The sequence below is a fragment of the Clavibacter sp. VKM Ac-2873 genome, from assembly GCF_015351075.1.
GTDB lineage: Bacteria > Actinomycetota > Actinomycetes > Actinomycetales > Microbacteriaceae > Clavibacter.
Genome location: NZ_JADKRS010000001.1, coordinates 113731 through 126752, shown reverse-complemented (window position 1 = coordinate 126752; position 13022 = coordinate 113731). Strand labels below are relative to the sequence as shown.

The window sequence follows — 13022 nt, the reverse complement described above, 5'->3', positions numbered from 1 at the left end:
CCCCGCCGGCCCGTCCCGACCGACCGCCCCCGCGGCGCGTCGGCCGGGGACCCGGAGGGGCGCACGCGTGCGCCCCTCCCCCGAACCTCACAACCAGCGAGAAGAAGGCAACATGACCGACACCACTTCCCCCACCGCGCAGCTCTCCGCCGCGGGCGTCAGCATCTGGCTCGACGACCTGTCCCGCGAGCGCATCGATGCCAAGGGCATCGAGAAGGTGATCGCCGAGCGCGACGTCGTCGGCATCACGACGAACCCCACCATCTTCGCGTCGGCCCTCGCCAAGGGCGAGGCGTACGACGCCCAGGTCCGCGAGCTCGCGGCCGACGGCGCCGACGTCGACCGCGCGGTCTTCGAGATCACCACCCGCGACGTCGGCGAGGCCGCGCGCATCTTCCGCCCCGTCTACGACCGCACCGCCGGCTTCGACGGCCGCGTCTCCATCGAGGTCTCCCCCGACTTCGCGAACGACACGAAGGCGACCATCGACGAGGCCCACAAGCTGTGGGACAAGATCGCCGAGCCGAACGTCATGATCAAGATCCCCGCGACCCGCGAGGGCCTCGAGGCGATCACCGAGGTCATCGGCGCCGGCATCAGCGTCAACGTCACCCTGATCTTCTCGCTCGAGCGCTACCGCGAGGTCATCAACGCGTACCTCACCGGCCTCGAGAAGGCCAAGGCGGCGGGTCACGACCTGTCGACCATCCACTCGGTCGCGTCGTTCTTCGTGTCGCGCGTCGACACCGAGATCGACAAGCGCCTCGACGCGATCGGCACCGACGAGGCCACCGCGCTCAAGAGCAAGGCCGGCGTCGCCAACGCGCAGCTCGCCTACCAGGCGTTCGAGCAGTCCTTCGCGTCCGAGCGGGCCCAGGGCCTCCTCGGCGCCGGCGCCAACAAGCAGCGCCCCCTCTGGGCGTCGACGGGCGTCAAGAGCCCCGACCTGCCGGACACGCTCTACGTCACGCAGCTCGTCGCCGCGGACGTCGTCAACACGATGCCGGAGAAGACGCTCGACGCGACCTTCGACCACGCACGTCTCGAGGGCGACACCATCACGGGCTCCTACGAGGCCGCGAACGAGGTCCTCAACCGGGTCGACGCGCTCGGCATCTCCTACAAGGAGGTCACCGAGCTCCTCGAGCAGGAGGGCGTCCAGAAGTTCAAGGTGTCGTGGAGCGAGCTCATCGAGACCGTCACCACCGCCCTGGACGGCGCCAAGTGAGCGTCCGCATCGCGCTGAGCGGCGCAGCGGCCACGGCCGTCGAGACCCACGTCCCCGCGCTCGTCGAGGCGCACGTCGCTTCCGGCATCACGGGGCTCGACGGCACCCTCTGGGGTCCGGACGCCGAGTCCGAGGCCACCAAGCGCCTCGGCTGGACGCAGGCGGTCTCCGTCTCGCGTCCCCTCGTCGCCGAGATCACCGCGCTCCGCGAGGAGCTCCGCGGCCAGGGCGTCGACCACATCGTCCTCGGCGGCATGGGCGGCTCCTCGCTCGCGCCCGAGGTCATCACCCGCACCGCGGGCGTCGAGCTCACGGTCCTCGACTCGACCGACCCGGGCCAGGTGCTCGCCGCGCTCGGCGACCGCCTCGCCACCACCGCGGTCGTCATCTCCTCGAAGTCCGGATCCACGCTCGAGACCGACAGCCAGAAGCGCGTCTACGAGAAGTCGTTCCGCGAGGCGGGCATCGACCCGACCACGCGCATCGTCATCGTCACCGACCCGGGCTCCCCGCTCGACCAGTCGGCCCGTGCCGACGGGTACCGCGTGTTCAACGCCGACCCCGACGTCGGCGGCCGCTACAGCGCGCTGACCGCGTTCGGCCTCGTGCCGTCCGGTCTCGCCGGCGTCGACATCGGCGGCCTGCTGGACGAGGCGGAGGCCGCGTCCGCGCAGCTCGCCGTCGACGACGTGTCGAACCCGGGCCTCGTGCTCGGCGCCGCCATCGCCGGCACCTCGCCGCTGAAGGACAAGCTCGGCATCGTCTCCGACGGCACGCACATCGTGGGCTTCGGCGACTGGGTCGAGCAGCTCATCGCGGAGTCCACCGGCAAGCTCGGCACGGGCCTCCTACCCGTGGTGCTGCCGACCGACGCGCCCGAGCTGGGCCTCGGGCTCGCCGATCTGCAGATCGCGCGGCTCGTCGCCGACGTCGACGCGCACGACGCCGCCGAGGGCGAGATCGTCATCAGCGGCACGCTCGGCGCGCAGATCCTCACGTGGGAGTACGCCGTCGCCGTGGCGGGGCGCCTGCTCGAGATCAACCCCTTCGACCAGCCCGACGTGGAGGCCGCCAAGGTCGCCGCGCGCGGACTGCTCGACGACCGTCCCGCGCCCGAGGCCCCCGTCGTCACGACGGACGGCATCGAGGTGCGCGGCACGAGCGAGGTCACCGACGGCGCGACCGACGTCTCCTCCGCGATCGACGCCCTGCTCGCGCAGGTCGGCCCCACGGGCTACGTCGCCGTGCAGGCCTTCGTCGACCGCCTCGCGCTCCCCGAGCTCGAGCGCCTGCGCGACGCGGTGGCCCGCAAGGTCGGCCGCCCCGTCACGTTCGGCTGGGGCCCGCGCTTCCTCCACTCCACGGGGCAGTTCCACAAGGGCGGCACCCCCGTCGGCGTGTTCCTGCAGATCACCGCGGACGCGGCCGAGGATCTCGAGATCCCCGACCGCCCCTTCACCTTCGGGCAGCTCATCCAGGCGCAGGCCGCCGGCGACGCCACGGTGCTCGCCGAGCACGGTCGTCCCGTCCTGCGACTGAACCTGACCGATCCCACCACGGACGCCCGGGCTCTGCTCTCGACGCTCGAATGACCGCATCGCCGGATCCGTCCGGCAGATCGAGGAGTTACATGTCGCCGGTGGATATCACCCCGGAATTCAATCCACTGCGGATCCCGTCGGACAGACGGCTGAACCGCATCGCGGGGCCGAGCAGCCTCATCATCTTCGGCGTGACGGGTGACCTGTCGCGCAAGAAGCTGATGCCGGCGGTCTACGACCTCGCCAACCGGGGGCTCCTGCCCCCCGGCTTCGCGCTCATCGGCTTCGCCCGGAGGGACTGGGAGGACCAGGACTTCGAGCAGGTCGTGTACGAGGCCGTCAAGCAGTACTCGCGCACCAAGTTCGACGAGGACGTCTGGCGCCAGCTGGCGCAGGGCATCCGCTTCGTGCAGGGCACCTTCGACGACGACGAGGCGTTCCAGACGCTGAAGGACATCACGGAGGAGCTCGACCGCGAGCGGGGCACGATGGGCAACCACGCGTTCTACCTGTCGATCCCGCCGAAGTCCTTCCCGCTGGTCACCGAGCAGCTCCGCCGCTCGGGCCTCGCGGACCAGAAGGAGGGCCACTGGCGCCGCGTCGTCATCGAGAAGCCCTTCGGGAGCGACCTCAAGACCGCGCGCGAGCTGAACGCGGTCGTCGAGTCGGTCTTCCCGCCGGACTCCGTGTTCCGGATCGACCACTACCTGGGCAAGGAGACGGTCCAGAACATCCTGGCGCTGCGCTTCGCGAACCAGCTCTACGAGCCCCTGTGGAACGCCAACTACGTGGACCACGTGCAGATCACCATGGCCGAGGACATCGGCGTGGGCGGCCGGGCCGGCTACTACGACGGCATCGGCGCGGCGCGCGACGTGATCCAGAACCACCTCCTGCAGCTCCTCGCCCTCACGGCCATGGAGGAGCCCGTCGCGTTCGACGCGTCGAGCCTCCGGGACGAGAAGGAGAAGGTGCTGTCCGCGGTGCGCCTGCCGAAGGACCTCTCCACCGCCACGGCCCGCGGGCAGTACGCCGGCGGCTGGCAGGGCGGCGAGGAGGTCGTGGGCTTCCTCGACGAGGACGGCATGGACCCCGAGTCCCTGACCGAGACCTACGCGGCCATGCGGCTCGACATCAACACGCGTCGGTGGTCCGGCGTGCCGTTCTACCTGCGGGCGGGCAAGCGCCTCGGCCGCCGCGTGACGGAGATCGCGGTCGTGTTCAAGCGCGCGCCGCAGAACCTGTTCGCGGAGGACCAGACGTCGGCCCTCGGGCAGAACGCGCTCGTCATCCGGGTGCAGCCCGACGAGGGCGTCACCATCCGCTTCGGCTCCAAGGTGCCGGGTGCCGGCATGCAGGTGCGCGACGTCACCATGGACTTCGGCTACGGCCACGCCTTCACCGAGGCGAGCCCGGAGGCGTACGAGCGGCTCATCCTGGATGTGCTGCTCGGCGACCCGCCGCTCTTCCCCCGCCACCAGGAGGTCGAGCTGAGCTGGAAGATCCTGGACCCCATCGAAGAATTCTGGCGCACGCAGGGCCAGCCCGAGCAGTACCGTCCGGGCACCTGGGGGCCGGCCTCGGCCGACGAGCTCCTCGCCCGCGACGGACGGACCTGGAGGCGGCCATGAGAGTCGATCTGCCGAACACCACCACCGCCAAGATCTCGAAGGCGCTCGTCAAGATCCGCGAGGAGGGCGGCGCCGTCGCCCTCGGCCGCGTCCTGACGCTCGTGATCTCCACCTCGCTCGGCAGCGAGGAGGAGGCCATCGAGGCCGCCAACGACGCATCGCGGGAGCACCCCATGCGCGTCATCGTGATCTCCACCGAGCGCGGCGTCGCTGCGGAGACCACCACGGAGAAGGCCCGGGTCGACGCGGAGATCCGCGTGGGCGGCGACGCCGGCGCGAGCGAGGTCGTCGTGCTCCGCGTGTACGGCGCGGCCGCCGAGGACGAGGAGAGCCTGGTCACGGGCCTCCTCCTCCCCGACGCGCCCGTCGTCGCCTGGTGGCCGCACGATGCACCCGCGGTCATCAGCCAGTCGCCGCTCGGCCGCATCGCGCAGCGCCGCATCACGGACTCGTCCACGAGCAGCAACCCGCGCGTGGCCCTGCAGCACCTGGCGGAGACGTACGCCCCCGGTGACACGGACTTCGCCTGGACGCGCCTCACGCTCTGGCGGGCCCTGCTCGCCGCGGTGCTCGACCAGCCGCCGTACGAGCCCGTCACGCAGGTGGAGGTGTCCGGCGCCGCCGACTCCCCCTCCACCGTGCTGCTCGCCGCCTGGCTCGGGCTGCAGCTGCAGGTGCCGGTGCTGCACGAGGTCACCACGCGGGCCACCGGCTCGAGCGGGATCCACGGCGTGCGCCTCCACCGCGCGTCGGGCGTCATCGACCTCGACCGGCCGATCGCGAACGTGGCGACGCTCAAGCAGCCGAACCAGCCGACGCACGACGTGAGCCTCCCCCGCCGGAGCCTCCGCGACTGCCTGGCCGAGGAGCTCCGGCGCCTCGACCCCGATGCGCTCTACGGCGACGTGATCCGTCACGGGCTCGAGCGCTCGACAGCCGGCCACGGGTACGTCACGGGGTCCACGACCGCAGGGAAGGACTCGGGAGACCGATGACGAACGACCGCAGGGTGCTCGTGCACCCCGACAAGAAGGCCATGACCGGCTCCGTCGCCGCGCGCTTCCTCACGAAGCTCGTCGACATCCTGGATGAGGAGGAGATCGCCAACGTCGTCCTCACCGGGGGGACGGTCGGCCCGAGCATCCTCGCGGCCGTCAACGAGTCCGCGGCGCGCGACAGCGTCGACTGGACCCGTGTCCACTTCTGGTTCGGCGACGAGCGCTGGCTGCCCCGGGGCGACCCGGAGCGCAACGACACCACGGTGCGCGCCGCCCTGCTCGACCACATCGACCTGCCCGCGGAGAACGTCCACGCCATGGGCGCGAGCGACGCGGGCCTCAGCCTGGACGAGGCCGTCGCGGCGTACACGGCGGAGCTCGCCGCGCACGCGAACGGCGACACCGAGCTCCCCCGGTTCGACATCACGTTCCTCGGCGTCGGGCCGGACGGGCACGTGGCGTCGCTCTTCCCGGACAGCGACGGCATCCGCACCATGGACGCCGCCGTGATCCCCGTGCGCAACTCGCCCAAGCCGCCGGCGGAGCGGATCTCGCTCACGTTGCCCGTGCTCAACTCGTCGCTGCGCATCTGGATGGTGCTCGCGGGCCCCGACAAGGCGTTCGCGCTGGGTCTCGCCCTCGCGGGCGCCGACCGCATCGAGGTGCCCGTCGCGGGCATCAAGGGCCGGAAGCGCACGGTCTTCTTCATCGACCGCGAAGCCGCGGCGGATGTGCCGGAGAACCTCAGGCTCTCCTCGTACTGATCCCGGTGCCGGTGCCGACCGGCGCACGACGCGAAGGGCGGGTCCTCCGGGACCCGCCCTTCGTCGTCCCCCCGCCGACGCGTTGCCCGGCTCCGATGCCCCGAACGGGTCACCGCACGCAGAACGCCCCCGTCCGAGAGGACGGGGGCGTTCTGCGTGGTGGTGCGGTGGTGCGGTGGGGCTACTTGGTGGCCTTGACCGTGCCGCGACGGGCGCGGAGCTGCTCCAGCGCCTCCTCGAGGAGCTGGCTCGCCTCCTCCTCGCTGCGACGCTCCTTCACGTACGCGAGGTGCGTCTTGTACGGCTCGAGCTTCGCGACCGAGGGTGGGTTGGCCTTGTCGCGCCCGGCCGGCAGGCCCGACTGGGGCGAGTCGATCGTGACGGGGATCTCCTCCTCGGGCAGGTTCGCCGCGAAGTGACGGACGGTCTCGTTGCCGAGCGCGTCCCAGTACGAGATCGAGATGCGCTCCGCGTGGAAGCCGCGGTCCTGCTCGCCCATGGGGCCCGCGCCGACGCGCGAACCGCGGATGGCGCTTCCTCCAGATGCCATGTGGCTGCTCCCTACAATCCGGTGTCGAACTTGGTGATGAGCCCGAGGACCACGATGCACGTGACCCAGATGAGCCCGAGGATGACGGTGATGCGGTTCAGGTTCCGCTCGGCCACGCCCGACGAGCCGAGGCTCGACGTGGTGCCGCCCCCGAACATGTCGGAGAGACCGCCGCCCCGCCCCTTGTGCAGGAGGATGAGCATGGTCAGCAGGAGGCTGGTGATTCCCAGAACCACCTGCAGGACTACCTGGAGGATTTCCACGTGCGGCCTTTCGGGTGCGCGGTGCTGTGGCCGAGACCGACCGGTGAACGGCCGATGGGCCGTTGTCGATTATAGCGGGCGCCTGGATGCGGTGAGCCGCCCGCGCCCGGATGGACGCGAGCGGCTCGTGGATCCGCGGGGATCAGACCCCGACGTGCGAGCGGAACCGCGCGATGGCGGAGAACTCCTGCACGTCGAGGCTCGCGCCGCCGACGAGCGCGCCGTCGACGTCCGGCTCGCGGAGGAACCCCGCGATGTTGCCGGACTTGACCGAGCCGCCGTAGAGGATCCGCGTGGCCTTCGCCGCCTCGTCGCCCAGGAGCTCCGCGACGACGGCACGCAGCGGCGCCGCGACCTGCTGCGCCTGCTCCGGCGTCGCGGCCTGGCCGGAGCCGATGGCCCACACGGGCTCGTAGGCGACGACGACGTCGGCGCCCTCCTCCAGGCCCTGGAGCGCGACGCGCAGCTGCGCGACGGGCACGGCGCTGGCGCCGTGCTCCTCGAGGTCGGCCGCGGTCTCGCCCACGCAGATCACCGGGACGATGCCGTGCTTGACAGCGGCGACGGACTTGGCGGCCACCTGCTCATCCGTCTCCCCGTGCAGGGTGCGCCGCTCGGAGTGGCCCACGATGACGTAGCGGCAGGCGAGCTGCGCCAGGAACGCGGCGGAGATCTCCCCCGTGTACGCGCCCGACTCGTGCTCCGACACGTCCTGCGCACCGTAGGCCAGCTCGAGCTTGTCGGCGGAGACGAGCGTCTGCACGCTGCGGATGTCGGTGGCCGGCGGGAAGACCGCGACCTCCGCCTCCTGGTAGTCGTGCTTGGCGTCCTTGAGGCTCCACGCGAGCTTCTGCACGAACGCGATGGCCTGGAGGTGGTCCAGGTTCATCTTCCAGTTGCCCGCGATGAGGGGCGTGCGCCCCTGCGGGCGATCGGTCACTGCCATCCGAGGACCTCCAGTCCCGGCAGGCGCTTCCCCTCGAGGAACTCGAGGCTCGCGCCGCCTCCGGTCGAGATGTGACCGAAGCGGTCATCATCGAATCCGAGCGCGCGGACGGCTGCGGCGCTGTCGCCGCCGCCGACCACCGACAGCCCCTCGACGCGGGTGAGCGCGTCGGCGACCGTCCGCGTGCCGGCCGCGAACGGCTCCAGCTCGAAGACGCCCATGGGGCCGTTCCAGAACACCGTCGTCGAGCCGCGGATGATCGTCGCGAACGCCTCGGCGGTCTCGGGGCCGATGTCGAGCCCGAGCCCCTTCGCGCCCGCGGGCGTCGCCTCGATGGCGTCGGCGCGGGTGACCTCGTGCGCGGCGTCGGCGGAGAAGCCGTCGGCCACGACCACGTCCGTGGGGAGCACGATCTTCACGCCGCGCTCCTCCGCCTCGGCGAGGTAGCCCTTGACCGTCTCCACCTGGTCCTCCTCGAGGAGGCTCGCGCCCACCTCGTGGCCCTGGGCCTTGAGGAACGTGAAGAGCATGCCTCCGCCGATGAGCAGCGAGTCGACGCGCGGCAGCAGGTGGCCGATCACGCCGAGCTTGTCGGACACCTTGGATCCGCCGAGGACGACCGTGTAGGGCCGCTCCGGGTTCTCCGTCAGGCGGTCGAGGACCTCGAGCTCGCTCGCGATGAGCGAGCCGGCGGCGCTGGGGAGCGCCGACGCGAGCTCGAACACGCTCGCCTGCTTGCGGTGCACGACGCCGAAGCCGTCGGACACGAACGCGTCCCCGAGCTCGGCGATCGACGCCGCGAAGCCACGACGGACGGTCTCGTCCTTGCTCGTCTCCTCCGCGTGGAAGCGGAGGTTCTCGAGCACGACGACGTCGCCGTCGCCGAGGGCCTCGACGGCCGCGCGCGCGGCGTCGCCGATCGTGTCCTCGGCGAACGCCACGGCCGCGCCGAGCAGCTCGCCGAGGCGCGCCGCGACGGGACGCAGGCTGTACTTCTCGTCCGGCGTGCCGTCGGGGCGGCCGAGGTGGGAGATCACGATGACGCGGGCCCCGGCCTCGCGGAGACCCGAGAGGGTCCCCAGCGAGGCGCGGATGCGACCGTCGTCGCCGATGACCCCGTCCTTCAGGGGCACGTTGAGGTCGCAGCGCACGATGACGCGGCGGCCCCGGAGATCCCCCAGGGAGTCGATGGTGCGGAGTGCCACGGCCGGTTAGAGGCGGTCGGCGACGTACTCGGTGAGGTCGACGAGGCGGTTGGAGTAGCCCCACTCGTTGTCGTACCACGACGCGACCTTGACCTGGTTGCCGATGACCTTGGTGAGGCCGGCGTCGAAGATCGAGGAGTGCGGGTCGTTGACGATGTCGCTCGAGACGATGGGGTCCTCGGTGTACTTGAGGATGCCCTTGAGGGGGCCATCGGCCGCGGCCTTGTACGCGGCGTTGACCTGCTCGACCGTGACGTTGGCCGAGGTCTCGATGGTGAGGTCGGTGATCGAGCCGGTGGGCACGGGCACGCGGAGCGCGTAGCCGTCGAGCTTGCCGACGAGCTCGGGGATCACGAGGCCGAGCGCCTTGGCGGCACCCGTCGACGTGGGGATGATGTTGACGGCCGCGGCGCGGGCACGGCGGAGGTCGCTGTGCGGGCCGTCCTGGAGGTTCTGGTCGGCCGTGTAGGCGTGGACCGTCGTCATGAGGCCGCGCTCGATGCCGAACTCGTCGAGGAACACCTTGGCGAGGGGCGCGAGGCAGTTCGTGGTGCAGGACGCGTTGGAGATGACGTCGTGCGTGGCGGGGTCGTAGGTGCCCTCGTTGACGCCGAGGACCAGGGTCGCGACGTTGTCGCCCGTGGCGGGCGCGGAGACGAGGACCTTCTTGGCGCCGGCGGTGATGTGCTTGCGCGCGTCCTCCGCCTTCGTGAAGCGGCCGGTCGACTCGATGACGATCTCGACGCCCAGCTCGCCCCAGGGCAGGTTCGCGGGGTCGCGCTCCTCGAGGACGCGGATGGCCTTGCCGTTGACGACGATGTTGTCGCCGTCGAGCTCGACGGTCGCGTCGAGGCGGCCCGTGATGGAGTCGTACTTGAGCAGGTGGGCGAGCGCCTTGTTGTCGGTGAGGTCGTTCACCGCGACGATCTCGATGTCGCTGCCCTTGGCGAGCGCGGCGCGGAAGTAGTTGCGGCCGATGCGGCCGAAGCCGTTGATGCCGATCTTGACGGTCACGTGTTCTCCTGATGTTCTGCGCGCTTCGTGCGCCGGTGGGTGAGGGAGGTTCGGGGTGCGCGGGAGTCCTGCCGTGCGGGATCCGCGGGCGGCCGGGGTCTCCCCGCCGGCCGCCCGCGGATGCGGCTACGAGAGGAGGAAGAGGCCCTGCGTCTTCGTGCGGGCGGCGTCGAAGCGCGCCTGCACGTCGGCCCAGTTGACGATGTTCCAGAACGCCTTCACGTAGTCGGCCTTGACGTTGACGTAGTCGAGGTAGAAGGCGTGCTCCCACATGTCGAGCAGCAGGATCGGGACGGTCGCCGCGGCGAGGTTGCCCTGGTGGTCGTACAGCTGCTCGATGATGAGCTTCTGGCCGAGCGAGTCCCACGCGAGGATGCTCCAGCCCGAGCCCTGGATGCCGAGGGCGGAGGCCGTGAAGTGGGCCTGGAACTTGTCGTACGAGCCGAAGAACTCGTCGATGGCCGCGGCGAGCTCGCCGGTGGGCTTGTCGCCGCCGTCGGGGCTGAGGTTGTTCCAGAACACCGTGTGGTTGACGTGGCCCGCGAGGTTGAACGCGAGGTCCTTCTGCAGCTTGTTGACGAAGGTCAGGTCGCCGGCGTCGCGCGCCTCCTGCAGCTTCACGAGGGCGGTGTTGGCGCCGTCCACGTAGGTCTTGTGGTGCTTGTCGTGGTGCAGCTCCATGATGCGGCCGCTGATGCTCGGCTCGAGGGCCGAGTAGTCGTACGGGAGGTCGACGAGAGTGTAGTCAGCCATAGGTGTATCTCCTCTTCATTGCCCGGGGGCTCCCGGCCAGAGGCCGGGGGTGGGTGACGGATCGAGTCTAGTCCGGAGGCCCTCCGCGCCACCTGGCCGGATGACGCGCGACGTCGCGCCGATCCCCGTCCCCGCCGGGCGTGCGGTGCCCACGGACGCGAGGCGGGTCAGACGTCGTCGAGTTCGGCGGGGAGGTTCGCGTCGGTGCCGGGCAGGCCCTCGTCGACGGCCTTCTTGTCGGCCATCGCGAGCAGGCGACGGATGCGGCCGGCGACGGCGTCCTTCGTCATCGGCGGGTCCGCGTGGTGGCCCAGCTCATCGAGGCTGGAGTCGCGGAAGCGCAGGCGCAGGTCGCCCGCGTACTTGAGGTGCTCGGGGATGTCCGGGCCGAGGATCTCCATGGCCCGCTCGACGCGCGCGCACGCGGCGACGGCGGCCTGCGCGGAGCGGCGGAGGTTGGCGTCGTCGAAGTTGACGAGGCGGTTGGCGGTGGCCCGCACCTCGCGGCGCTGGCGCATCTCCTCCCAGTTGACGACCGTCCCCTGCGCGCCCATGACGCGGAGCATCTGCCCGATGGCGTCGCCGTCGCGGATGACCACGCGGTGGACGCCGCGGACCTCGCGTGCCTTGGCGCTCACGTCGAGGCGGCCCGCGGCGCCGACGAGCGCCATGGCGGCCTCGTTGCCGGGGCAGGTGACCTCGAGCGCGGCCGAGCGGCCGGGATCCGTGAGCGTGCCCGCGGCCAGGAACGCGCCCCGCCAGACGGCCGCGATCTCCTCGCGGGAACCCGTGGTGAGGCGGTTCGGCAGGCCGCGGATCGGGCGGCGGCGCGCGTCGAGCAGCCCGGTCTGGCGGGCGAGCGTCTCCCCGCCCTCCATCACGCGGACCAGGTAGTGCGTGGCCCGGCGCATGCCGGACGCGGGGATGACGGAGATGTCGCTGCGGACGCCGTACAGCTCGGCGAGGTCCTTGCGGACGCGGCGCGCGAGGAGCGGGGTGTCCAGCTCCGACTCGACCGCGATGCGGTTCGAGATGAGGTGCAGCCCGCCGGAGAAGCGCAGGATGGTGGCCAGCTCGGCGGCCCTCACCGTGGTCTTGCTGACCTCGACGCGTGACAGTTCTTCCTTGACGTCCGAGGTCAGAGGCAAATGCTTACTCCCTTGATGAGATGGGTGCCCTACTCCCGGCCGAGGTCGCGGTGCTTGGTGCTGACAGCGACGCCGGGAAGGGCGCGGAGGAGGCTGGTGAGCTCCTCGGAGACGGCCACCGAGCGGTGCTTGCCGCCGGTACAGCCGATAGCGATCGTAGCGTGTCTCTTGTTCTCCCGCTGATACCCGGCGAGCACCGGGGCGAGGGCGCGGGCGTACGCGTGGACGAACTCCTCGGCGCCCTCCTGGCCCAGCACGTAGTCGCTGACGGCCTTGTCGCGACCGGTGAGCGGGCGCAGCTCCGGGGTCCAGAACGGGTTCGGGAGGAAGCGCATGTCGGCCACCATGTCGGCGTCCGCCGGGGTGCCGTACTTGAAGCCGAAGCTCATGACGGTGACGCGCACGCCGGCGTCGTCCGCGCCGCTGAACTGCTCGGTGATGGTGGTGGCGAGCTGGTGGATGTTGAGCTCGGACGTGTCGATGACGAGGTCGCTGGCCTCGCGGATCTCGATCATGCGCGCCCGTTCCGCCGCGATGCCGTCGAGCAGCGTGCCGTTGCCCTGGAGCGGGTGCGGGCGCCGGACCTGCTCGAACCGCCGCACGAGCGCCGCGTCGGTGGCCTCGAGGAACAGGACCCGCAGGCGCGGGCCGGTGCCGAAGGTGTGCAGGATGTCGCGCAGCTCCGAGAAGAAGTCGCCGCCACGGACGTCGACCACCGCGGCGATCTTCGGCAGGGAGGTGCCCGCGCGGCCGGCCAGCTCGACGAGCGGCTTGAGCATCTGCGGCGGGAGGTTGTCGACCACGTACCAGCCGAGGTCCTCCAGCGCGTTGCCGACGGTGGAGCGGCCCGCGCCGGACATCCCCGTCACGATCATGACGTCCTGCTGGGGGATCTCCACGCTCATGCGGGCATGCACCTCTCGTCGCGCCGGTCGATGGGCCCAGTCTAGGCGGGACCCGCGACAGCCGACCGGCCGCGGG

The 13022-nt window shown here is 71.2% G+C and carries 13 protein-coding genes; 5 read left to right on the top strand and 8 right to left on the bottom strand.

From position 1 onward, the window contains the following. Positions 1 to 112: 112 nt before the first annotated feature. Genes tal through pgl form a run of 5 tightly spaced genes read left to right on the top strand, consistent with a single transcriptional unit; the run spans position 113 to position 6162 of the window. Positions 113 to 1228, top strand: a complete 1116-nt coding sequence (gene tal / locus ITJ44_RS00605) for a transaldolase (RefSeq protein ID WP_194632869.1) — start codon at positions 113 to 115, stop codon at positions 1226 to 1228. Then, on the top strand, positions 1225 to 2820 hold the full coding sequence (locus ITJ44_RS00600; protein WP_194632868.1) for a glucose-6-phosphate isomerase: 1596 nt from the start codon (positions 1225 to 1227) through the stop codon (positions 2818 to 2820). Before tal ends, ITJ44_RS00600 begins: the two co-directional genes overlap by 4 nt. Before the next feature lie 38 nt (positions 2821 to 2858). After that, positions 2859 to 4400 carry a glucose-6-phosphate dehydrogenase gene (gene zwf, locus ITJ44_RS00595; RefSeq protein ID WP_012038425.1) on the top strand — a complete coding sequence of 514 codons (1542 nt, stop codon included), beginning with the start codon at positions 2859 to 2861 and terminating at the stop codon, positions 4398 to 4400. Continuing rightward, complete coding sequence (locus ITJ44_RS00590; RefSeq protein ID WP_194632867.1) at positions 4397 to 5395, top strand: glucose-6-phosphate dehydrogenase assembly protein OpcA; 999 nt, start codon at positions 4397 to 4399, stop codon at positions 5393 to 5395. The genes zwf and ITJ44_RS00590 overlap by 4 nt, the downstream gene beginning before the upstream one ends. Further along, positions 5392 to 6162, top strand: a complete 771-nt coding sequence (gene pgl / locus ITJ44_RS00585; protein ID WP_194632866.1) for a 6-phosphogluconolactonase — start codon at positions 5392 to 5394, stop codon at positions 6160 to 6162. Before ITJ44_RS00590 ends, pgl begins: the two co-directional genes overlap by 4 nt. Before the next feature lie 181 nt (positions 6163 to 6343). On the opposite strand, the gene ITJ44_RS00580 is transcribed toward pgl, so the two are convergent. The 8 genes from ITJ44_RS00580 to rapZ form a co-directional block, all read right to left on the bottom strand. Continuing rightward, positions 6344 to 6712 (bottom strand): RNA polymerase-binding protein RbpA, encoded by a 369-nt coding sequence (locus tag ITJ44_RS00580; protein WP_012038428.1) that lies wholly within the window; start codon positions 6710 to 6712, stop codon positions 6344 to 6346. Positions 6713 to 6723: 11 nt separating this feature from the next. Then, positions 6724 to 6975 (bottom strand): preprotein translocase subunit SecG, encoded by a 252-nt coding sequence (gene secG, locus ITJ44_RS00575; protein WP_012299313.1) that lies wholly within the window; start codon positions 6973 to 6975, stop codon positions 6724 to 6726. A gap of 142 nt (positions 6976 to 7117) precedes the next feature. Then, on the bottom strand, positions 7118 to 7921 hold the full coding sequence (gene tpiA / locus ITJ44_RS00570; RefSeq protein ID WP_194632865.1) for a triose-phosphate isomerase: 804 nt from the start codon (positions 7919 to 7921) through the stop codon (positions 7118 to 7120). Beyond that, positions 7912 to 9126, bottom strand: a complete 1215-nt coding sequence (gene pgk, locus ITJ44_RS00565; RefSeq protein ID WP_194632864.1) for a phosphoglycerate kinase — start codon at positions 9124 to 9126, stop codon at positions 7912 to 7914. Before pgk ends, tpiA begins: the two co-directional genes overlap by 10 nt. A gap of 6 nt (positions 9127 to 9132) precedes the next feature. Then, positions 9133 to 10140 carry a type I glyceraldehyde-3-phosphate dehydrogenase gene (gene gap, locus ITJ44_RS00560; RefSeq protein WP_012038432.1) on the bottom strand — a complete coding sequence of 336 codons (1008 nt, stop codon included), beginning with the start codon at positions 10138 to 10140 and terminating at the stop codon, positions 9133 to 9135. A gap of 126 nt (positions 10141 to 10266) precedes the next feature. Further along, a complete protein-coding gene (locus tag ITJ44_RS00555; protein WP_012038433.1) occupies positions 10267 to 10893 on the bottom strand; it encodes a superoxide dismutase in 627 nt (208 codons plus the stop codon). 167 nt (positions 10894 to 11060) lie between these two features. Then, positions 11061 to 12041, bottom strand: a complete 981-nt coding sequence (gene whiA, locus ITJ44_RS00550) for a DNA-binding protein WhiA (protein ID WP_194632863.1) — start codon at positions 12039 to 12041, stop codon at positions 11061 to 11063. Between the two features lie 29 nt (positions 12042 to 12070). Next, complete coding sequence (gene rapZ / locus ITJ44_RS00545; RefSeq protein ID WP_194632862.1) at positions 12071 to 12946, bottom strand: RNase adapter RapZ; 876 nt, start codon at positions 12944 to 12946, stop codon at positions 12071 to 12073. Between the last annotated feature and the right edge of the window lie 76 nt (positions 12947 to 13022).